Source organism: Francisella marina, from assembly GCF_008369785.1.
Classification (GTDB): Bacteria; Pseudomonadota; Gammaproteobacteria; order Francisellales; family Francisellaceae; genus Francisella; species Francisella salimarina.
Genome location: NZ_CP043552.1, coordinates 488,165 through 510,331, shown reverse-complemented (window position 1 = coordinate 510,331; position 22,167 = coordinate 488,165). Strand labels below are relative to the sequence as shown.

Genomic DNA, 22,167 nt, shown 5'->3' with positions numbered 1-22,167 from the left:
TTGTTTTAAAATATAGTAAAATTTAATAGCATTAAAATAAAATACACATTTATCTTTATGATTTATAACAATACTTATGATGTTATTGTTGTTGGGGGCGGTCATGCAGGCATTGAAGCTGCTGCTGCTTCAGCACGTATAGGCGCAAAAACTCTACTACTTACTCACAATATTGACACCATTGGACAAATGTCCTGTAACCCAGCCATTGGTGGAATTGGCAAGGGTCACTTGGTTAAAGAAATAGATGCCATGGGCGGTATTATGGCAAAAGCCATTGATATGGCAGGTATTCAATTTAGAATCCTTAATTCTCGAAAAGGCCCAGCTGTTAGAGCAACAAGAGCTCAAGCAGATAGAGTTTTATATAAAAAAGCAATTAATTCTTTACTTAATGGTCAAGAAAATTTAGATATTTTCCAAGATTCTGTAGATGATTTAGTAGTCGAAAATGGAATTGTATATGGAGCTATCACAAAAACAGGAATAACTTTCAAGTCAAAAAAAGTTGTTCTTACAGTTGGGACATTTTTAGGAGGTAAAATACATATAGGCAAAGTTTCTAAAGCTGGAGGTCGAGCGGGAGATCAGCCATCAAATGCATTAGCTGCTCGCTTAAGAGCATTACCATTTAGAGTAGATAGACTCAAAACAGGCACTCCTCCACGTATAGATTGTCGAAGTGTCGATTTTAGTGTTATGGATGTACAACACGGTGACACTCCAACACCACACTTTTCATTTTTCTCAAAAGGAAAAATTGAACATCCAAGACAAATACCTTGCCATATAACTTACACTAACACAAAAACTCATGAGATTATCACAAACAATCTTGACAAATCAGCAATGTACAGTGGACTTATAGAAGGTATAGGACCACGTTATTGCCCTTCTATTGAAGATAAGATTGTAAGATTTGCAGAGAAAGACAGACATCAAATCTTTGTTGAACCTGAGGGTTTAAACAGTATTGAGCTGTACCCTAATGGTCTATCAACTAGCTTACCATTTGAAGTACAGTGTGAGTATATACGCTCAATTAAGGGTTTTGAAAATGCTTTTATTATGCGTCCAGGCTATGCAATTGAATACGACTTCTTTGATCCTAGAGACCTTAAACCAACCCTTGAAACTAAGCATATTAAAAATTTATTCTTTGCTGGACAAATTAATGGAACCACAGGGTATGAAGAAGCTGGAGCTCAAGGTTTAGTTGCTGGTATAAATGCTGCCATTAGTCTAGACAGTGATAAATCATGGTATCCAACTCGTTCTAATAGCTATATGGGTGTATTGATAGATGACTTGATAACCAAAGGTACTAAAGAGCCTTACCGCATGTTTACATCCCGTGCAGAGTATAGACTAATTTTACGTGAAGATAATGCAGATTTAAGACTATCCGATAAAGCCTGTGAATTAGGATTGCTAAACAAACAAGATCAAGAGTTTTTTATCAATAAAAAAACTGCTATAGATGAAAATATAGCTATGATGAAAAATACTTGGATTGGTCCTCAAACCCAAAAAGCTCGTGACTTAGAAAAGTATTTAGATAAAAAAATGACTCGTGAAAGCACTCTTTTTGACTTACTAAAACGTCCAGAGTTAGACTATAAAAAATTACAACAAATTCCAGATGTTAACTTAAAAGTGAATGATGAGGCTGTGATTGAACAGATAGAGATCTCTGCTAAATATTCTGGTTACATAGAGCGTCAAAATAAAGATATCGAAAAAATATCGACTCTTGAACTAAAAGCAATACCTGAGAACTTTGACTATTCTCAAGTCAAAGGCCTTTCAAATGAAGTTCTTCAGAAACTAACTGAACAAAAGCCCACAACATTAGGAGAAGCATCTCGTATACCTGGCATAACCCCTGCTGCAGTATCATTACTTACTATATACATGAAAAAAACTGGCTTTATAAAATAGGAAGAAAATATATGAAAAAAAACTCTTTTAGAATAATAGCTTTAATAGTACTAGTATTAGCACTTTTTTCATGTGCTACTAAACAAAAGTATATAGAACAACAAAAAGCATGGATTGGCAAAAACATCTATTCTTATACTAAAGAGTTCGGTATGCCCAACGATGTTATACAAGTATCTCCAGATCCTAATATTGAAACTTATGTATATGTCAGAAAAGCAGTAAATCCAAATACTCCTGCTTTTGCTGGTAATCCAATGAATAGCTTAATTATGGCAAATAGAAATCCTCACTTTGTACAATTTGGTGCTTTAATGTGTACAACTTGGGTTTCATACAACAAAAGCACTGAGCTAATTGTAAACATAACATTCCGCGGTAATTACTGCGCTATTAATTAGTACATGACAGGGAAATTTAATGAATATTAAACAAACTTCGACACCTTTGATTACAGGGCTAGTGTCTGCATCTATATGCTTTAGCTTCGGATTTTTTTCAAATGTTTTCAAATATAACGGACTAGAATTTTTCTACGCTTATATCGCTTTTCTGGTTTTATTATGCTATCCAATGAACCTCATAGCAATATATTTCCAAAAAGCTTTCCCTGACTTAAATTCTCATAATAAATTAGTCTATAAAATCACAGGCAGCAATAAGTTTAAACCTGCTAGTATATTATTAACTGGAATGATGATTATCTTTGTTGCTCTTATTATGTTTAACATGTCAACTTATGTTTTAGATTTTTTTGATAATATTCCAGCTATTGATAGACTGAGTAATCAAAGCTTAAAATTTAGTAACAACTTCCCAATATACACATCTCTATTGGCAATATTCATTGCTATCCTTTTAATGTTTATACTTGCGGATAAGAAAAAAATAAACTTAAATGAGACGCTTAAGACTACTGCTCACATATCTCTATATTTAGTGACTGTATTAATGTTAATAGTCATATATACCCCACAGGGGATAATTGGAATAAAAGATTTCCTTTTTGGCATAAACTATCAAAAGGTTGAACAACTTCGTTGTATGTTTGGATTGGCTTTAGTTTACGCAATATTAAGCAATTTTATATCAATAGCATTTTATAAAAACATTATAAATATTGGTGATAATAACTTTAATAAGCTTAAGACGAGTGCATTTAAAAGTATATTTTATAATATAATTTTTTCGTTTATGATTTGTATAACTATATATGCTATATTAGGTGACTACAGAAGCTACCTACAACCAACAGAAAGTATACAAATTACAACTATTTTTAAAATAGTAAAAACAAATTATCCGATGTATTACTTATTACTTGAGGTGATATTCACAACACTTAACCTAGTAGTTTTTGTTACATCATTGAAGTATATTTTTCAAATTGGAACGAAATTATATACTAAACTGCTAGTTCTATTAATTCCCTTTATTATAACTATATTTTTTATCAAATCTGGTATCGCTTACGTTGATTTCTCTAATATGAGTGCTCTTCATATAGTCATCATATTTATCTTCTTATTTGACGTATTCATTATAGGTTGGATTTATGATGCTCAAAAGCTTAGTTATGAAATACTTAAAAGCACAAATACTAAACTATCACCAATATTCAATATAGCCCTAAGAATAATTATACCGTTTATATGCATTATTATTACTATTGGCTATATATTCATACATATGTCTATTATGTGGCAATTTATAGCAACAATAGTATTGATTACCATATATATAATCAAAGGAAGTATTTTCAGTAAAATATTTAACAAGAGAAAGTTTTAAAATGTTTTTTAATAAAAAAAGTAAACAAGATGAGCTAAAAAAATTAGCCGCTAGCGAGGCTGCTAAACATATTACATCAGAAATAACCTTAGGTGTTGGCACTGGTAGCACAGTAGCCTTTTTAATCGAAGAGCTAGCTAACTATAGAGATAAAATAAAAGCTGTAGTGTCAAGCTCAGAAGACTCCACAAAAAAACTTAAAGCACTAGGGTTTGAAGTAGTAGATTTAAATTATGCTGGAAATATAGACTTGTATATTGATGGTGCTGATGAGTGTAATAGCCATAAAGAACTTATCAAAGGTGGTGGTGCAGCACTTACACGTGAGAAAATATGTGTCGCAGCAGCAAAAAAATTTATTTGTATTATTGATGAATCTAAAAAAGTGAATACTCTAGGAGAGTTTCCTCTTCCTGTAGAAGTTATCCCAATGGCAAGAAGTTATGTAGCTAGAGAAATAATTAAATTAGGCGGTCAACCTGTATATAGAGAGCAGACTACAACTGATAATGGCAATGTCATTCTAGATATCTACAACCTAAAAATAGATAATCCACTAAAACTTGAAACAGAGCTAAACCAAATCACTGGAGTTGTAACAAATGGAATTTTTGCATTAAAACCTGCTGATCAAGTAATTATGGCAAAGAATGATGGGAGTATTGTAACTTTATAATAATTTTTGACAATTTCATCTTTTACAAAATAAGGACTCGCTCCTAATGATCTTTCTAGAAAAACAAAATGATAATTCTGAAACTCTATCATATATAGGCCATGTTGATAATGTCATCCAAGGCATAGTTCCTGAAGAGTTAAAATATAAACGTTTCCTTGCAAGTAATTTTGATTATGGTTTTGAATTAGGCTCACCTCAAAGTATTTATAACCTTGGTGAATGCATTTTGCTTAATGATATGATTTATTCTTCAAGAACAGATGTTAGCAGAACAGAAAGAGATCCCCTGATGTGGGGACCAGAATTCGTAACAACTGGGATATTTCTTATTCCTAAAAACACTCCTGTAAACTATATAGCTAAATATTTTTCTTTTGATAAAGAAAGTACATTAGCTGATATATATCGACAGATTTACAATCAAATCAAATCTCCTTTTGCCATTGTTGGATGTGTACAGTTTTCAGCAGTAAATGCTGAAGCTATCACTAAAGCCCCCATAAATAGAGAAAATATTTTCACAAATAGTCAAAACTACTATGATGAAAAAAAATATGAAGATACCGATGTAAACTTTGCTATTATGGGTGTTGTAAGTAATCCAAACGATAAAAAGTTAGAGAAAATCAATCAAGAACTATCATCCGTGTTGTATCACAATCCTTTTGCAAATAAAAATAAACTTTTAACCCATACACACGGACTAATGCTCAATAAGTCAATTATTGATATCGAAAAGGTTCATCCACGTAATGCTAAAGAGGTTCTGCATATACAGGACCGATCACTTGTTCGCTATATTAAGCTTAAAGTCTATAAAATAAAAGGCCTAAAGAAACATGCTTAAATCTATAGAAATATAATCTTATCTAAGCACTCTTCTTCCATCGCAAAATAAATTTGAAAATAAAAGGAAGTAGTGTCAACAATAGCAGAATTACAACAGCTAATACAAACTTATAATCGAACAATTTAGTATAATCTAATTGAGAGTTTTTAAAATGAACACCAAACCATACATATATAAATGTTATAGGAATAATACCAATCAAAGTAGTCAAAAAGAAGATACTGTTTTTAACTTTTAAAATTCCTGCCAAAATATTTGGAACAAAAAAAGGAATTGGTAAAATTCTAGAAATCAACAATATAGACACAGGATAATTTTCTACCAACAATTTAAATCTTGAAATGATCTTAAATCTTGGATTTGCTTGCACCTCTCCCCAATTATGTTTAATAATCAAAAAAGCTAACATCGCTCCCAACGTGGCTGAGAATAAACAAATAAAAAAACCCAACATGAGCCCAAATAAAAGTCCGGCAAGTATTTTTAAGAATGGTTTGATTGGAACAGAAAAGAATACTGTCAAAATGTATATGCAAGCATAACTAAAAGAGGCTAGTATTGTATGATTATCTATGTAAGAATTAGCTCTCTCGTAAGCAAAGTTGATCTTATCTAAATCTAAATATTTATAGCCATTGAGAATTAAAAACACAAAAACACCTATACTTAAAAAAAAGACTAAAATAAGCCTTTTAACAAGTAAGGGGTTTATGAATTTCACAAAATTTTATAAAGAAAAAATTTGATTAGAATACTCAATTAAGCTAAAGCAGCTTTTGCTTTTTCAACAACAGCAGCGAAAGCATCTTTGTTGTATACAGCTAATTCAGCTAATGCTTTTCTATCTAGCTCAACACCAGCTTTGTTTAAGCCATTGATCAATTGGCTATAGCTAATATCATGTTGTCTAGCAGCAGCATTAATACGAACAATCCAAAGAGATCTGAATGTTCTTTTTTTAACTTTGCGATCTCTATAAGCGTATTGACCAGCTTTAATTACAGCTTGCTTAGCTACTCTATATACTCTTGAACGAGCACCATAGTAACCTTTAGCTTGATTTAAAATCTTCTTATGACGTGCGCGTGCTGTTACGCCTCTTTTTACTCTTGACATTATTTAGTCTCCACTTTAAAAATTGATAAACAAACTTATGCGTATGGCATCTGTTGAACTAGGCTAGCTTGATCAACTTTAGCTACTTGATTCATACCTCTTAAATGACGCTTTCTTTTAGTAGTCATCTTAGTATTGATATGAGCACGATTTGCACAACGGTGTTTGAAACCACCCTTACCAGTCTTTTTAAAGCGCTTAGCAGCACCACTCTTAGTTTTTAACTTAGGCATTTTAAATACTCCGCATTGTATTAATTGTTATTATTGATTTACTACTTTTTCTTAGGTCCTAAAACCATAATCATTTGGCGACCTTCCATTTTAGGTTGGTGTTCCACCGCACCGTATTCAGCAGCATCGTTTGCCATACGCTTAAGCATTTCCATGCCTAGCTCTTTATGTGACATTTCTCTACCTCTGAATCTAAGTGTGACTTTTACTTTATCGCCCTTTTCTAGAAACTTTATCAGGTTGCGTAGTTTTACCTGATAGTCCCCTACATCAGTCACAGGTCTAAGCTTTACTTCTTTTACCTGTGTCTGCTTTTGGTTCTTTTTAGCTTGTGCTTTTTTCTTACCCTGTTCGAATAAGTACTTACCATAGTCCATCAAACGACAAACTGGTGGATTAGCATTAGCTACCATTTCAACCAAATCAACATTAGCTTCTTCAGCTAATGCTAAAGCCTCATTGATAGATACAATTCCTATTTGCTCTCCATCAACACCAACTAAACGCACCTCTTTTGCTCTGATTTGCTCATTTATAGGTGCTTTTTTATCCGTTTTAATAACTTTTTTCCTCCACAGAAATTATTATTTTTTTGCTTTAATTTGCTCACCTAAGAAAGTGCAAAAATCTCCTGTAGACATCTGCCCAAGATCTTCACCGTTATGCTTTCTTATAGTAACAATCTTTTGCTCTTGCTCGTTTTTACCCAATATAACAAGGTATGGAACACGCAAAAGAGTATGCTCACGTATTTTAAACCCTATTTTTTCATTTCTCAAGTCTAATTTCGCTCGAACACCATTTTTTTCTAAGGTTTCAAAGACTTCTTGGCAATATTCATCTTGATGATTACTGATACCCATGACAGCTACTTGCACAGGTGTTAACCATAACGGCATATTCCCTGCATAATGCTCTATCAGCATTCCAATAAATCTTTCTAAAGATCCCACAATAGCTCTATGTAACATTACAGGAACTTGCTTATTACCATTTTTGTCAATATATATAGCTCCAAGTCTATCAGGCATAGAGAAATCCAACTGTATTGTTCCGCACTGCCAACTTCTACCAATAGCATCTTTTAAATGAAACTCAATCTTAGGGCCATAAAATGCACCTTCACCTGGCAATAGCTCATAATTCACATTATGAGCATCAAGAGCATTTTTTAGCATTTGCTCAGACTTATCCCAAGTCTCATCATCACCTATTCTCTTATCTGGTCTAAGTGCGATCTTGACTGTAAAATCATTGAACCCAAAATCTTGATAAACCTCAAAACATTGTTTAACCATTAAGATCACTTCTTCTTCAACTTGTTCTGGAGCACAAAAGACATGGCCATCATCTTGAGTAAAACTGCGTACCCTTAATAATCCATGCAAAGACCCCGATGGTTCATTCCTATGCACTATTCCGAACTCAGCCATTCTAATAGGCAGATCCCTATAACTGTGAAGCTTTGTATTATAAACTTGTACACAAGTTGGACAGTTCATCGGTCTAATTGCAAAATCTCTATTTTCAGATTTTGTTGCAAACATATTCTCAGCATATTTTGAAGCATGTCCTGACTTTTCCCACAGACTAAAATCTGCTATCAAAGGAGTCCTTATTTCACTACACCCATATTTTTTATTTGAAGCACGCATGTAATCCTCTACTTCACGCCAAATTCTAACACCATTATCATGCCAAAAAGCAATGCCTGGTGAATCTTCTTGAAAGTGAAATAAATCCAAAGCTTTACCAATTTTTCTATGATCGCGCTTTTCTGCTTCTTCTAACACATTTAAGTACTGATCTAAATCTTCTTTAGTCGCCCAACACGTTCCATAGATACGAGTCAACATTTCATTATTAGAATCACCTCTCCAATATGCTCCTGCTAACTTAGTAAGCTTAAAAGCTTTGATAACAGATGTGCTTGGTATATGTGGACCACGACAAAGATCACTAAACTCCCCTTGAGTGTAAATCTTAATTTGTTGATCTGCTGGAATACTATCTATTATATCAACTTTATAATTCTCACCTTGAGCTTTAAAAAACTCTATAGCCGCGTCTTTAGAAACAACTTTATAACTTACAGGGGTCCCTTTCTTAGCAAGCTCTTTCATTTTCTTTTCGATCTTCGGCAAATCTGCCTCACCAATAGCTTCTTTGAAAGAAAAATCATAATAAAATCCATTGTCAACAACAGGTCCAATCGTAACTTCTGTATTTGGATACAACTCTTTGACTGCATGAGCTAAAAGATGCGCACATGAATGGCGTAAAATTTCTAAGCCTTCAGAATCTTTTGTTGTGATAAGCCTTAATTCACAATCATTCTCAATAATATCTTTAGCATCTGTTAACTGGCCATTTATGTATACTCCCACAGTTACTTTAGCCAAACCTGGAGAAATAGATTTTGCAACTTGTAATGAATTAACGCCTTTTTCAAACTCTCTTATCGAGCCATCAGGAAATTTAATATTTATCATATCTACTAAGTCTTATCTGTTTAATAAAGTTATCGAAAATTTTATAGCGTTTATTATATGTTATAGGCTTTGCTATGTAAATTAATAATCAATTCATGGAATATAATTTGGCACAAGTCTACTCTAACAATTTCAACATATAATAATATTATCAACATACCTAAAGCCATAATATAAACTTATGAAAAGTTTATTTTTTTAACCTCAAGTCAATTGATATTTTATAAAATCCCACTTTATTAAATAAAAATTAAAGATATGAGTTAACTAATCACAATATTCATTAATTTTTAATTTAAAAGTCCTTTTTATTAATTTTCTGTAACCCGAAAGTATTAATACACAGGCATTTCAATTTACTTTTAGTAATTGATAATATAGAAATGCAGGTATTTTATTGATATCTGTGTTATTAGATAATGTAGATAAGGAGTCTTATTATGAAACTTAATAAAATCACTTTGACTACCGGGCTAATTTTATTAGCAAGCACACAAGCTTACTCACACGGATATGTTGAAAGTCCAGCTTCTCGTGCGCTGTTATGCAAAGAAGGGAAAAATAAAAATTGTGGAGCTCGTGCTCAGTACGAACCTCAGTCAATTGAACAAGCAGATGGATTATTCAACTTAGGTGCTTTAGATAATAATATAGGTAGTGCTGATGTGGCAGGTTTTGAGCCATTAGATGAGCAAGAGCAAAGTCGCTGGGCAAAAACTGTAGTGCGTCCAGGACAACCACTACAAATAAAATGGTTCTTTACAGCTAATCACAAATCTAAGCATTTCAAATTCTATATAACTAAGCCTAATTGGGATCCAGACAAATTACTTACACGTGACAGTTTTGAAGAGCAACCTCTAAATTGCTACAACCCACAACCAACATGGATAGCTCCTAACCAGCCACCTCAGGAGGGTCTAACATTTACTTGTACACTACCTAGTAGATCAGGTTATCAAATTATAATGGCTGAATGGGATGTAGATGACACGAGAATGAGTTTTTACAATTTATTAGACTTAGACTTTACAAACGACAAGCCTGCTGGATCTGTTATCTTACCAAATGGTGATACTACCAACCCTGATGATAATTCAGGTGAATCTAGTACTCCTATATACGATCCTGCTAAATCTTATCCAACACCAGGAACAGAGGTCATCTTTGAAAATAAAATATATCAAAACAAATGGTATGTAAATCCTGGGCAAAAGCCTGGTGCTGGACAGTGGGGACCATGGGAATACGTTAGAGAGCATGAACAACAAAATGATCCTACAGATAAGTTTCCAATAGAGGCAACTAAATTCACCATCAACCCTTTAAATATTAAAGAAGGCGATAAGATCACTTTACAATTGTTCAAAGATGGTACTATGTATGAATATCCTTTGCTAACAGTACCAAAAGCTATGAGCACAAGTGATTTATTTACACAGCTAACAAATAAGATAAATACTCTTAGCGCTACTGACTTAGATAATCATGTTATCGCAGGTGTTAAAAATGAAAACAATGATGTTGTTCCAAATAATAACGCTGTTTATGTTTATCAAACTGCTAACAAGCCATATAGCCAAATTAGTTTCTACTATCAGCAAGCAGATCAAAATGTTAAAAATGAACTGCATTTGATGGACTTCAATAGTGAATATAGCGTTGGATCTGACAATAAACTATATATAAATGCCAAAATAATGTCTCACAGTTCAACTAATGCAAATGTATCTGTTGTATTGCAAGATCAGAATGGTAATCAAGTTTATAGAAAATCAGATATTGAAATATCTCCAATGGATACATATAACTTAGCACTACAAATAGACAATATCAAAGCTGGAAATTATAAAATTGTTATTTCTAGTGAAATACCTGGGGCTGAAGCTTGGCAGAAAGATCTCGATATTAAAGTAACAAATTCAGAAGACTCAGGAGATACACCTCCTGTAGTCGACAAAGAAATAAATGTTACTATCAACGCGAATACTCCTTTCTATCAAGTTAATTCAGATGATACTGTAACTGCACGAGCATGGTCTAGCAGCCTAGGAAATATAAATCTAGCTAATAATCAGATAACCATTACCCCTTGGAATAAAACTACTGCATCTAAAGGTAATGACAGCTCTGCATACGTAAAATGTCCATTACCCACAAACAACCAAACAAATGTTACATACCTAGTCAGTGGTGACTTAAACAACATCTCTTGTGTAATAAAATAATTCTTAGATCTTTGTAACCACATATAAAATTATTCATATTCACATAGCTCTTATTAGCTATTATGATTATCTAGATTATCACGATATATAAGGTGCATTGTTGCCAATGCATTATTCGTATTATATAGACCCTGATAACCATTCATTTTTGCATTGCACTTATTATTATATTTCTTGTTACACTTATCTAAATAGTAAAGACAAAAGTCTAAAGATATTTTGGTATGAGTTTCATACTCTATACCTTTTTTAGGATTATATATTTTGCAATAATTAAGATATTCATCACTAGCTTGACTAGATGATATAAGTAAAAATATAGAAATAAATAAAGAGAGTTTATTCAACATGACTCCTGTAATCTTCAGAGAGTAATAATTCTTCAGCTTCTCCAGGTTGAGACATCTCAATTTCAAACAACCATCCCTTTATATAGCAAGATTGGTTAATTAACTTTGGATTATCTATCAACTCTTTATTTATACTTATAATCTTCCCTGATATAGGTGTATAAATATCTGATGCCGTTTTAACAGATTCTATTACACAAATTTCATCATCTTTTGAATATTGATTACCTAATTTAGGCAAATCAACATAAACGATTTCTCCAAACTCATTTTGAGAATAATCATCTATTCCTACTCTTGCAGTATTACCCCTGATTTCAACCCATAAGTTAGAGTCTGTGTATAAGTAGTTTTGATTTATTTCAGCCATAATTCCTCTTTAACAAAACATCTTTATATTTTAGCTAATAGATGATAATAACATAAAAATCCTTTAAAATTAATTTGAAAATCAAAAGTTAATTTGTAGGTATTTATGAGCTTGAAAAACAAAAACATAATTATTACCGCTGGCGGTACCGGTGGACATATATATCCAGCTCTTGCAGTAGCTGAACTATTAAGAAAATACGAAGCTAATGTGATATGGGTTGGAACTCCTAATAGTATGGAGGCAGAAATTGTACCTACACACTTTAACATGCAACATATTAAATCTTCTGGAGTGAGAGGCAAAGGGATTATAAGAAAAATAACTTTTCCATTTAAACTTATATCAAGCACTCTAAAAGCACGTAAGTTACTCGCAAAACTAAAAATAGACTTAGTTATAGGTTTTGGAGGTTATGTATCTGGGCCTATATGCCTAGCTGCTGCACAAAAAAATATTCCTATAATAATACATGAACAAAATGCAAAAATTGGCTTAACCAACAGAATACTAGCTAAACTTGCAACAAAAATATGCTTAGCCTTCGAGATACAGGATATACATCAACGACTTAATTCTAAACAGATGGCAAAAACAAAGATTGTTGGTAACCCTATTAGAGACGATATTGTTAATCTTAATAGTAAAGTAAAAGATATAACTAAAAACAGTGAATTAAATCTTCTTATTTTAGGAGGCAGTCAAGGAGCTAAAAGTATAAATGAGATTATACCAGAGCTAATTATAAATGCTGCTAAACAAAAGATAAACATAAATGTATGGCACCAAACAGGTAAGCTATCTTTTGAAGCCACTAAAAAGAGCTATGACAAAGTACCTCAAGGTCATATTAAGGATATATCTGCATATATAACAAATATGACCGAAGCTTATGAGTGGGCTGACATACTAATTTGTCGAGCAGGAGCTCTAACTGTTTCAGAATCTGCTATAGCTGGCGTCCCCGCAATATTTATACCATTACCATCAGCTGTAGATGATCACCAGTTTTTTAATGCTCAAACTATGGTAAAGAATCACGCAGGATTCTGTCTCAGACAAGATCAAATGACTTTAGAGAATTTAATAGATATAATAAAGCCACTTTATGATGATAAAAATAAACTCCAAGAATTATCAGAAAAAGCAAAAAAAACGTTGATAAAAGACTCTAGTGAACAGATATTAAGATCTGTAGAAGAAATTTTGAATAAAAAATAAGGATTAAAAATGAACTTTGATATGTCAAAGCTAATGCAGCAAGCTCAAAAAATGCAAGAACAAATGAAAAAAGCTCAAGAAGAGCGTGAAAATATGGAAGTAACTGGTGAATCTGGAGCTGGACTTGTTAGCATAATAATGACTGGTAAGTATGATGTTAAAAGAGTCACTATAGATGACTCTCTACTGTCGGAAGATAAAGAAATGCTAGAAGACCTAATCGCAGCAGCGATAAATAGTGCAGTGAAAAAAGTAGAAAGTGATTCATCTTCTGCAGATATTGGTAAAATGGCAAAGGATGCCGGTATAGATTTACCTAATGGATTTAACTTCCCTTTTAAATAATGGACAGTAAGATATTCTCTCCTAAAATCACTGCTGTAATGGAGTCTTTACGTAAATTACCAACTATTGGTAAAAAATCATCACAAAGACTCACTTTACACCTGCTTGATAAGTCTCCAGAAACGGCTGTTGCAATTGCTAACTCACTCTTAGATGCGGCTGAAAACATCAAAAAATGTAAATATTGCCAATCTCTTACAGAAGAAGACATTTGTCAGATTTGTAGTAGCCAAAGTAGAGATGAATCTAAATTATGTATTATTGAGAGTATGCTAGATCTGATTGCTATCGAAGAAGCTGGTTTTTTCAAAGGGAAATACTTTGTACTAAATGGTAGAATATCTCCTCTTGATGGTATCGGACCAAACGAGCTCAAACTTGATATCTTAGAGCAAATTATTACCGATAGAGATATCAGTGAAATCATCTTGGCAATTAGTCCTACCGTAGAGGGAGAGACAACAGCTCACTTTATTTCCCAAATGATTGATAAAAGTATAAAAATCTCTAGAATTGGGTTTGGTGTCCCTTTTGGTGGTGAATTAGAATACTTAGACCAACAAACATTAATCCATGCTTTTAATGCTAGGACTAACATTTAAATAAAATTTATTTATTTAAGATTCTCTCAATATCCGCACAAACATCTATTTTTCTTACTAAACGGATTAGTAAATATAACTCTCTTCTGTTCCTGACAACTACTACACAAGCAAGTTTCGCATGCTTTTTGTCAACAAACATCATATCAAAGCTTCTAATATTCACTCCTTCTCTTGCAAAAGTAGCTGTTATCTTAGCTATAGCTCCTGGAATGTTTTTGAGAGTAATAGAAAGTCTAGCTCTAAAACTAGGATCATCATCAGCATTTGTAAACCAGTCAGCATTGATTTGTTTTACTTGCCCATCTTTAGTTTTAGAGTAAAGTTCATTACAACTTTTTCTATGCACCTCAACATTGCCATCATCGTTAACAATACCGATTATTTCATCATTTGGTAATGGTAAGCAACAATCTGCTATACGTGAATCATCTCCATAGCGAATTTGTATTTTAGACATAGATGATTTCTTATAAGCACTACGCATATCATTGAAGTTTTTAACAATAAAATCGATAAAATTATTAGGATCAATTAAACCAAGCCCAGTATCTAAATAAAAACGATTTATAGTATCTATTCCTTCATAATTAAATAAAGCTCCATCTACAATTTCATTAGGAACCTCTCTCAAGTCTACACCAAGTAATCTAAGCTCCCCTTCTACAATATCTTTTCCTCGAATATAATCTATATTTTTATATTGTTGCTTCAAGAAATCTTTTATAGCTGATTTCGCCCTACTAGTTTCTGCAAACTCCAACCAAGCAGGGTTAGGATCAGCAACAGCTGAGGTTACAATTTCAATATTGTCACCCTGTTTTAAGCGATAATTTAGAGGTACTGGCTTTCTATTTACTCTAGCAGATATAGATTTATTACCAATATCTGTATGAATAAAGTAAGCGAAATCTATACATGTAGAATTAATAGGTAACTCAACGATATCTCCTTGAGGAGTAAATACAAACACATCATTACTAAATATATCTGATTTGACATTTTCTAAGAATTCAACTGAGCTAGCTGTATAAACATTTATATCTGATATCTTTTTAAGCCATCTTTGCAATGCTTTGTCAGTTTTCTCGCCTATTTTATAGCTCCAATGAGCTGCGATACCGTACTCCGCTTGACGATCCATATTATTTGTTTTTATCTGTATCTCTAAAGGTATGTTATATGGCCCTAAAACAACTGTATGTATAGAACGATAGCCATTAGCTTTTGGTGTAGCAATATAATCTTTAAACCTTTGAGGAATAGGCTTATAAAGCTCATGAACTTTACCAAGAGCAACATAACAATCAATTCTATTAGGAACAATAACTTTATAAGCATACATATCCATAATCTCATCAAATGAGATACCTTTTTTACGCATTTTATTATAAATGCTATATAAGGTTTTTTTACGTGCTTTGATACCATCATCGATAACAATACCACTTAGCTTATCAACCAATGCATCCTTAACTTGCTGAAAAACTTTTTCCTTATTTTTTTCTACTTTTTTTACTTTTTCTTCTAATATATGGTAACGATATGGATTCATCCCTTCGAATGCAAGAGTTTCTAACTGCTCTTTGAGAGTGTTGATACCTAGCCTATGAGCTAGAGGAGCGAATACATCTAAAGTCTCTTTAGATATCCTACGCTTTTTCTCTGGCTTAAGTGGAGCCAATGTTCTCATATTATGCAATCTATCAGCAAGTTTAATAAAAATGACTCTTACATCTTTAGTAACCGAAAGCAGCATTTTACGAAAATTTTCTGCTTGCTGCTCTATTTTGTTTTTATGCCTAATTTGTGTAAGCTTAGTTACTCCTTCAACCAGTTCTGCTACTTTATCTCCAAATAAGTTAGCAATATCCTCTGCTGTATGATCAGTATCTTCAACTACATCGTGTAGCAATGCGGCTATAATAGTGTCAACATCCATATGAAGTTCAGCAAGTATACAAGCTACAGCTACAGGATGAGTAAAATAAGGCTCTCCTGAACTTCTTACTTGAGTTTCATGAGCATCAGCACCGAATATATATGCTCTAGCTATCTTAACTCTTTCTTCAATAGGAAGATATTTAGAAATTAAATGGTTTAGGCTATAAAAACAAAACATATTTAACCAATATTTTTTAATAATATCTAATTAAATGATAAATTGAATTAGAGGCCAAAGCAATTTATAACTACTTTGATTTGAAAGAAATTAAATATTTTCTTGAAATAAATGCCATAAAGGCTATCAATGCAATATCAATAATAAGTAATGCTGCTGCTAATGTAGTATTATATTTTTTCTGCGAGAACACAGCCCCCTGTCCAGGTGGAACTACATTAGTTGGATTATAAGTCATACCATATGTTTTAATGATACTAGAGTTTATATCTCTAACATTTACTACAGGTATATCATCTTTCAAGAAATTAACAGCTACAGAGTTCACTGTACTATATTCAGGAGGGAGCTTAGTAGTTACTCCTGTAGGGAAACTATGTAGTTTAAGAATTTGCTCATCAGAACTTTTAGTAGTTGCTTTTTTATCTTTCTTTGACTTCTTATCAGAGTCTTCAACTTTTACTTTTGGCTGCTTCAAACCAATAGAAGCCATATTACCACCTACATTTACGTAAGCCTTTATACTATTTTCGCCTGCAGCTTCTTTGTACATTTTAAGACGCTTTGCAACAGAAGTGTTTGTAGAATCTTTATATGGAATATTAATTACCTTAAAGTCATTCCTTTTTATCGCATCATTTAATTTAAGTATAGCGCCAGGAGTCATTCCATAACCATTATCATGAGAACCTCCCAAAGTAATCCCTATAACATCATAATCAAAAACTCCTTTTTCAACTAAGTTCTTGTATATGTCAGGCCATGTGAATCCTGGTCTATTTGCACCGAACTGCGATGCTCCAGCTGAAAATATAATTAAAGGCTTAAGCTTCAATGTCTTAATAGCTGATAACATAGCTATATCTAATGCAGGGTACGATCCTGTTTCTTGTAACGCAACTGTATCGCCTTCTTTTAGATTAAGCTGGCTTAACCAACTAACAAATATAGCAGCCATATTAGGGTTGACAGAAGATCTTTTTGCATACAAATCACCAGAATCTGTGGTAATCTCGGTCATAGATAAACCTATAAGCCCTGTACAAGAGACATCACCCATCGTTCTACATAAATACCCTTTTGACATAAAGTATCTTTGAGTCAAATTAAATGCTTTTTCTGTCAGTTCTGCTGCTTGCAATTTTTGAGTGTAACCCTTAGTTTCAACAACTAGGTTTTTCTCAACTATGTATAAAGATATAATCATAAAAATACTTAAAAATAAGATGATATACCTAGATAAAAATTTACGGTGCCAATACATCGTTTTCATATTATATTCCTACTATTTGAGGTCCAATTAAAACTATTAATAACAAACGTATAATAATAGAAGCGATCAATAAAGATCCTACTGTTTCGATAAGACCCTGTCTATCTATTGATAAAGTTATAAGTCCCGGAATAATATATCCTATAACCTGAATCTGATTTGAATAAAAACTCGTTGTCAGATATTGTGAGAACAATATATTAAAAATTGTGCCCAGTATAAATGATAAAAGGACTGTTATAGCAATTCTTCTTCTACCATAAATAATCATGAATTTTGACATAAATCTAACTATACCAAAGATTATGATTGATATAATAATAGTTACTATAACTCTGTCAGGAGCACCCATCTCTAGTGCAAAGTAACCTGGTACAACCATACCACCTGTAGATAAACCTAAAAGCGATACAAAAACTAAACCGACAATAAGACCAATACCTATCGAGAGCGTTAATGGATCCATATTTTCTCCTGTTTATTTTAAAAAATTATAAATTATGCTTTTGCTTATGACTCTGATCACAATAATCAACTAAGCTCATACCAATATCTTTAATATTACCAACTCCCACAAGCATATATGAGCCCGCTGGTTGTGTGGCATTAATCTTTTCCAAAATCTCTAGAGGCTGCATATCTTCACACACAGTAACTTGAGCAGGCTTAATACCCAAAGATTTAGAGTATTTTTTATAAAAGGAAACAAATACATCTGTACCAGTACCTATAAGAGTAACTAAGTCTGGTTTTTCCCAATTTAGTATAGCTTCTGCAATTTGCTTAGATCTATCTTCTCTATCAGCTCTACAGTTTACAACTAAAACTTTTTTATCACACTCTTTATACTTTTCATAAAGTTTATCCCAAAGCATTTTAGTTGAGACAGGATCATTCGCAGCAAAAGCATTAGCAAAATTCATTTCAGAATCTTTAATATCAAAATTATACTCCGTCATAGCACCGGGATCTGGAGTAGCCTCCCACATACCTTTAAGTGCGACATCTCTAGGAATCCCTAGATCATCAGTTATTTTTAAAGCTAAAGCAACATTAATTTTAAATTCAGAATAAACAAACTTATTGATTTCTTCTTCTGAAATTAACTCAGCATCATCTGCTGTAGCTACAACAAGCTCTGTATCTCTATCTTTACAAGCATACTCAAAAAAATCAATATGCACGTCTTCTGCTGTAAAGTACTTAGACTTTACAGGAACTGTTCCAGCTAAAGCTTTCGCTACATCTCTTTCAGTTGGACCCATAACATCTAAATGATCAGGGCGAGCATTAGTCAAAACACCATGAGTTGCTTTAATCAATTTCAATTCACACAACGATTGAAGTAATGGTTGAAGAGCCATACATTCAATTATTATAGCATCTGCTTTCGCACGTCTTGCTTTAAACATGATTTTAACCTGTTCAGCAATATTACTGAAACCAATCCTAAAAACTGGCGTCTCAGATCCATCAACATCTATATATCTAGCCAATGTACCGGTAGTTTTTGCTACAGTTCTATATCCTCCAGCCCTAACTCCAGCAGCAATTAACCTTGCAACACTTGATTTACCTCTGGTTCCATTCACATGAATTCTAATTGGAATGCTTTTGATACTAGCATTATGTACAATATTCTCTATTATCAGATACAAACATAAAATTATGAATACTATTATAATTAACCAAAAATCCAAAGCATTTACTCCGTATATAACAAAATTCAAAAATAATTATAACACTATGATTAATAAATATACAGCACGAGAAAACTAAATTTATTTTTCACTAAACTTCCACATGTCTTGTTTCAGGCATGAGATATACTACAGGTATCATACATATTGAAGCCACAATCAAAAGCCATGCCGGAGCTAATAAACTTCCTGTAGACACAACTAGCGACGTTGCAATAAATGGGATTGTACCTCCAAAAAATGAATTACCAATATTGTAACTTAGACCATTACCACTATAACGATACTTCGTACTAAATAACTCTGGCGCCGCTGCACCATAAGCTCCCCATACAGCCATTAACGGTACACTCAAAACAATCATTGAAAGTACAAGTGCTGCAATTCCTGTACCCATAATCATGAAACTAGGATATGAAAAAAATAAATAAACTATAATAGAAAATTTGACCAATGGCTTCCTGCCTAAACGATCACTCAAGTATCCCCATAAAGGTGCAGAAAAAGAGAATATCAAACTAAATATGGTTACCACAGCTAAAGAGAAAAATTCAGAATAATTTAATTCAACAAAGTAATTACTCAAATAAGATAGAACCAAGTAATACATAATGTTCGCATACGCAGACAAAGCAATTGCAAAAAAGAGAGGTTTCTTTTGAATACTAAACATTTCCCTAACAGGCTTTACTGAAATATCACCTTGAGCCTCTAACTCTTCAAAAGAATTACTTTCGGGTATAAGCAATCTCATTACTAAAGCAAGTAATGCTAGAACAAGCCCAATAACATAACCCACTCTCCATCCCCACAGTTCAAGAACCTCATGACTAAATACCCCAAATAAAATCATTGCGACTAATGATGCTAAAAACACTCCCGTACCTGAAGACATCGTAGCAAAACTTGCAATAAACCCTCTTCGATCTGGTTTCGTAGACTCAATCATAAAAACCATAACACCACCATAAGATCCTCCAATAGAAAACCCTTGTAGTAGCCTCATCACAACCAAAATAATTGGAGCCAATACTCCAATACTTTGATATGTAGGAAGTATAGCGATTACAAATATTGGTAATATCATCATAACCACAGAAATAATTAAGGCTTTTTTGCGACCAAAACGGTCACCAAAACTCCCCATAACCATACTGCCAATAGGCCCCATAAAGAAGCCCGCAGCAAAAACACCAAAAGTCATCAATATAGCAGTATATTTGCTAAAATCTGGAAAAAACACGCTTGCAATGATAGGTGTTAAGTAAGCAAAAAGCATAAAATCATACCATTCAACAATCGTACTTGCTGAAGCAAAAAAAACGTGTCTTTTTGAAAAACGATTCATTTATTATAAAAAATTTATATATTTGAGAATTATACTTTATATTTAAATATATGACTTTTCAATCACAAAATAGATATGGCAAAAACTTTGTAAATATTGAAAAATGAATAAAATTTCTTTGTGGTGCGGACGGGGAGACTCGAACTCCCACGGTTGCCCGCTGGAACCTAAATCCAGTGCGTCTACCAATTTCGCCACGTCCGCAATATTCTGGGGTGATTGATGGGACTTGAACCCACGACAACCGGAATCACAATCCGGGGCTCTACCAACTGAGCTACAACCACCATTACAAATTGCTAATTTACATTGTAATGGCACGTCTGGCAGGATTCGAACCTGCTACCCTCGGCTTAGAAGGCCGATGCTCTATCCAGATGAGCTACAGACGCATCAAAAAATGGTCGGAGCAGAGGGATTTGAACCCCCGACCCTCTGGTCCCAAACCAGATGCGCTACCAAGCTGCGCTATGCTCCGACAATCTTAACTTAATGGTGGCCTGAGGCGGAATCGAACCACCGACACGAGGATTTTCAATCCTCTGCTCTACCGACTGAGCTATCAGGCCAATGACGAGTATTATACATACACCTACATGTTTAAGTCAACACTTTTATAAGTATTTTATTACATTTTTTCTTCATAAAAAGTTTTTAGATCATTTCCATCTGCATAAGCATATAAGGTCTGTGCTACAGATGTCGATCCTGAACAAATATTTCCTTTTTTATCAATAGCTATAAGACCAACATAATCTCCATAAACATCACTCTCAGCAATAGATTTATCTATTGCTTGCGATAATGACATCCCATCTTTGACTCTTGTCGCTATTTTTGCAGCTACTGCTTGATTGATAATATGTTCGCCAATACCAGTACATGATATGCCCATACATTCGTTCGCAAAATTACCTGCTACAGTTGGACTATCTCCTACTCTACCAGGATATTCAAAGCCTGCTCCTCCAGTTGAAGTAACTGCACAGATTTTGCCTTTAGAATCTAAAGCTACAACTCCTATTGTACCTGTGTAACCTTTTTTAAGTTCTAAATATTCTTGATATCTTTTTTTAGTCATTGGATCATATTCTGCTAAACCCATGACATCATGCGCAAATGTAGTAGCTTGATTCCCACCCAAAACACTATGATGTTGTTGCATTAATCTATTTGCAACATCTATGGGATTCTTTATATTTTGAATATTTATTACACCTGCAAACTTTTGTTTTTCGCTATCGATTATAGATGCAGACATTCTAATTTGTCCGTCTTGCTGAACTCTTGAACCTGTACCGGCATTAAATATCTCATCGTCTTCGAGAAGTTTAGCTGCAAACACTGCAGCCTCGTTTGCATCGTCGATATCTCTTAGGTAATTATATGCTTTTTGAACAATTGGTAATAAATGTTGGTGATAGTCGCAAAATGATGTGTTTTTATCTTCTCTAGCTCCACATCCACCATGAATTATAATTTTTTGCATAATAGCTCCAGTTTCAA

22 protein-coding genes and 5 tRNA genes are annotated in these 22,167 nt (G+C 33.2%); 9 read left to right on the top strand and 18 right to left on the bottom strand.

Annotated features, from left to right (window positions below):
- Positions 1-57: 57 nt before the first annotated feature.
- From mnmG to F0R75_RS02590, 5 genes are read left to right on the top strand one after another with little or no spacing between them, the layout of a single operon-like run.
- Positions 58-1,941 (top strand): tRNA uridine-5-carboxymethylaminomethyl(34) synthesis enzyme MnmG, encoded by a 1,884-nt coding sequence (mnmG, locus tag F0R75_RS02610; protein WP_149368450.1) that lies wholly within the window; start codon positions 58-60, stop codon positions 1,939-1,941.
- Between the two features lie 11 nt (positions 1,942-1,952).
- The gene (locus F0R75_RS02605; protein ID WP_149368451.1) at positions 1,953-2,342 is read left to right on the top strand and encodes a hypothetical protein; all 390 of its coding nucleotides are present in this window, start codon (positions 1,953-1,955) and stop codon (positions 2,340-2,342) included.
- Between the two features lie 19 nt (positions 2,343-2,361).
- Positions 2,362-3,732 (top strand): hypothetical protein, encoded by a 1,371-nt coding sequence (locus F0R75_RS02600; RefSeq protein WP_149368452.1) that lies wholly within the window; start codon positions 2,362-2,364, stop codon positions 3,730-3,732.
- Position 3,733: 1 nt separating this feature from the next.
- Entirely contained in the window at positions 3,734-4,408 is a 675-nt protein-coding gene (rpiA, locus tag F0R75_RS02595) for a ribose-5-phosphate isomerase RpiA (RefSeq protein WP_149368453.1), read from the top strand.
- 46 nt (positions 4,409-4,454) lie between these two features.
- A complete protein-coding gene (locus tag F0R75_RS02590; protein ID WP_013922901.1) occupies positions 4,455-5,258 on the top strand; it encodes a hypothetical protein in 804 nt (267 codons plus the stop codon).
- Between the two features lie 22 nt (positions 5,259-5,280).
- On the opposite strand, the gene F0R75_RS02585 is transcribed toward F0R75_RS02590, so the two are convergent.
- The 5 genes from F0R75_RS02585 to thrS are packed head-to-tail and all read right to left on the bottom strand — an operon-like array spanning position 5,281 to position 9,102.
- A complete protein-coding gene (locus F0R75_RS02585; RefSeq protein ID WP_187986012.1) occupies positions 5,281-5,982 on the bottom strand; it encodes a TVP38/TMEM64 family protein in 702 nt (233 codons plus the stop codon).
- A gap of 38 nt (positions 5,983-6,020) precedes the next feature.
- Positions 6,021-6,377 carry a 50S ribosomal protein L20 gene (gene rplT, locus F0R75_RS02580; RefSeq protein ID WP_013922899.1) on the bottom strand — a complete coding sequence of 119 codons (357 nt, stop codon included), beginning with the start codon at positions 6,375-6,377 and terminating at the stop codon, positions 6,021-6,023.
- Positions 6,378-6,412: 35 nt separating this feature from the next.
- Positions 6,413-6,610 (bottom strand): 50S ribosomal protein L35, encoded by a 198-nt coding sequence (rpmI, locus tag F0R75_RS02575; RefSeq protein ID WP_013922898.1) that lies wholly within the window; start codon positions 6,608-6,610, stop codon positions 6,413-6,415.
- A 41-nt stretch (positions 6,611-6,651) separates the two neighbouring features.
- Complete coding sequence (gene infC / locus F0R75_RS02570) at positions 6,652-7,188, bottom strand: translation initiation factor IF-3 (RefSeq protein ID WP_146421990.1); 537 nt, start codon at positions 7,186-7,188, stop codon at positions 6,652-6,654.
- A 6-nt stretch (positions 7,189-7,194) separates the two neighbouring features.
- Positions 7,195-9,102: a threonine--tRNA ligase gene (gene thrS, locus F0R75_RS02565; protein ID WP_149368455.1), complete on the bottom strand. Its 1,908-nt coding sequence runs from the start codon at positions 9,100-9,102 to the stop codon at positions 7,195-7,197.
- A 440-nt stretch (positions 9,103-9,542) separates the two neighbouring features.
- On the opposite strand from thrS, the gene F0R75_RS02560 reads away from it, so the two are divergent.
- Positions 9,543-11,330 (top strand): lytic polysaccharide monooxygenase, encoded by a 1,788-nt coding sequence (locus tag F0R75_RS02560; protein ID WP_149368456.1) that lies wholly within the window; start codon positions 9,543-9,545, stop codon positions 11,328-11,330.
- Positions 11,331-11,383: 53 nt separating this feature from the next.
- Here the strand turns inward: F0R75_RS02560 and F0R75_RS02555 are convergent, their stop codons facing one another.
- Together F0R75_RS02555 and gcvH are read right to left on the bottom strand one after the other, a co-directional pair.
- Complete coding sequence (locus tag F0R75_RS02555) at positions 11,384-11,680, bottom strand: hypothetical protein (RefSeq protein ID WP_149368457.1); 297 nt, start codon at positions 11,678-11,680, stop codon at positions 11,384-11,386.
- Complete coding sequence (gene gcvH, locus F0R75_RS02550) at positions 11,670-12,050, bottom strand: glycine cleavage system protein GcvH (RefSeq protein WP_149377190.1); 381 nt, start codon at positions 12,048-12,050, stop codon at positions 11,670-11,672. The genes F0R75_RS02555 and gcvH overlap by 11 nt, the downstream gene beginning before the upstream one ends.
- Before the next feature lie 105 nt (positions 12,051-12,155).
- On the opposite strand from gcvH, the gene murG reads away from it, so the two are divergent.
- Genes murG through recR form a run of 3 tightly spaced genes read left to right on the top strand, consistent with a single transcriptional unit; the run spans position 12,156 to position 14,218 of the window.
- Positions 12,156-13,271 (top strand): undecaprenyldiphospho-muramoylpentapeptide beta-N-acetylglucosaminyltransferase, encoded by a 1,116-nt coding sequence (gene murG / locus F0R75_RS02545; RefSeq protein WP_149368459.1) that lies wholly within the window; start codon positions 12,156-12,158, stop codon positions 13,269-13,271.
- A 9-nt stretch (positions 13,272-13,280) separates the two neighbouring features.
- Positions 13,281-13,616, top strand: a complete 336-nt coding sequence (locus tag F0R75_RS02540) for a YbaB/EbfC family nucleoid-associated protein (RefSeq protein WP_149368460.1) — start codon at positions 13,281-13,283, stop codon at positions 13,614-13,616.
- Positions 13,616-14,218: a recombination mediator RecR gene (gene recR / locus F0R75_RS02535; protein WP_013922890.1), complete on the top strand. Its 603-nt coding sequence runs from the start codon at positions 13,616-13,618 to the stop codon at positions 14,216-14,218. The genes F0R75_RS02540 and recR overlap by 1 nt, the downstream gene beginning before the upstream one ends.
- 7 nt (positions 14,219-14,225) lie before the next feature.
- On the opposite strand, the gene F0R75_RS02530 is transcribed toward recR, so the two are convergent.
- The 11 genes from F0R75_RS02530 to F0R75_RS02480 form a co-directional block, all read right to left on the bottom strand.
- On the bottom strand, positions 14,226-16,340 hold the full coding sequence (locus tag F0R75_RS02530) for a RelA/SpoT family protein (protein ID WP_149368461.1): 2,115 nt from the start codon (positions 16,338-16,340) through the stop codon (positions 14,226-14,228).
- Between the two features lie 70 nt (positions 16,341-16,410).
- Complete coding sequence (gene pgsW / locus F0R75_RS02525) at positions 16,411-17,613, bottom strand: poly-gamma-glutamate system protein (protein WP_149368462.1); 1,203 nt, start codon at positions 17,611-17,613, stop codon at positions 16,411-16,413.
- Position 17,614: 1 nt separating this feature from the next.
- Positions 17,615-18,079 (bottom strand): poly-gamma-glutamate biosynthesis protein PgsC, encoded by a 465-nt coding sequence (gene pgsC / locus F0R75_RS02520; protein WP_149368463.1) that lies wholly within the window; start codon positions 18,077-18,079, stop codon positions 17,615-17,617.
- A gap of 25 nt (positions 18,080-18,104) precedes the next feature.
- The gene (pgsB, locus tag F0R75_RS02515; RefSeq protein WP_149368464.1) at positions 18,105-19,313 is read right to left on the bottom strand and encodes a poly-gamma-glutamate synthase PgsB; all 1,209 of its coding nucleotides are present in this window, start codon (positions 19,311-19,313) and stop codon (positions 18,105-18,107) included.
- Between the two features lie 91 nt (positions 19,314-19,404).
- Entirely contained in the window at positions 19,405-20,661 is a 1,257-nt protein-coding gene (locus F0R75_RS02510) for an MFS transporter (protein ID WP_013922885.1), read from the bottom strand.
- A 121-nt stretch (positions 20,662-20,782) separates the two neighbouring features.
- A tRNA-Leu gene (locus tag F0R75_RS02505) sits at positions 20,783-20,865 on the bottom strand.
- Between the two features lie 7 nt (positions 20,866-20,872).
- Positions 20,873-20,948 (bottom strand) — tRNA-His (locus tag F0R75_RS02500).
- A 28-nt stretch (positions 20,949-20,976) separates the two neighbouring features.
- Positions 20,977-21,053 (bottom strand) — tRNA-Arg (locus F0R75_RS02495).
- Between the two features lie 9 nt (positions 21,054-21,062).
- A tRNA-Pro gene (locus F0R75_RS02490) sits at positions 21,063-21,139 on the bottom strand.
- Between the two features lie 15 nt (positions 21,140-21,154).
- Positions 21,155-21,230 (bottom strand) — tRNA-Phe (locus F0R75_RS02485).
- 59 nt (positions 21,231-21,289) lie between these two features.
- The gene (locus F0R75_RS02480; protein WP_149368465.1) at positions 21,290-22,150 is read right to left on the bottom strand and encodes an isoaspartyl peptidase/L-asparaginase; all 861 of its coding nucleotides are present in this window, start codon (positions 22,148-22,150) and stop codon (positions 21,290-21,292) included.
- Positions 22,151-22,167: the final 17 nt, after the last annotated feature.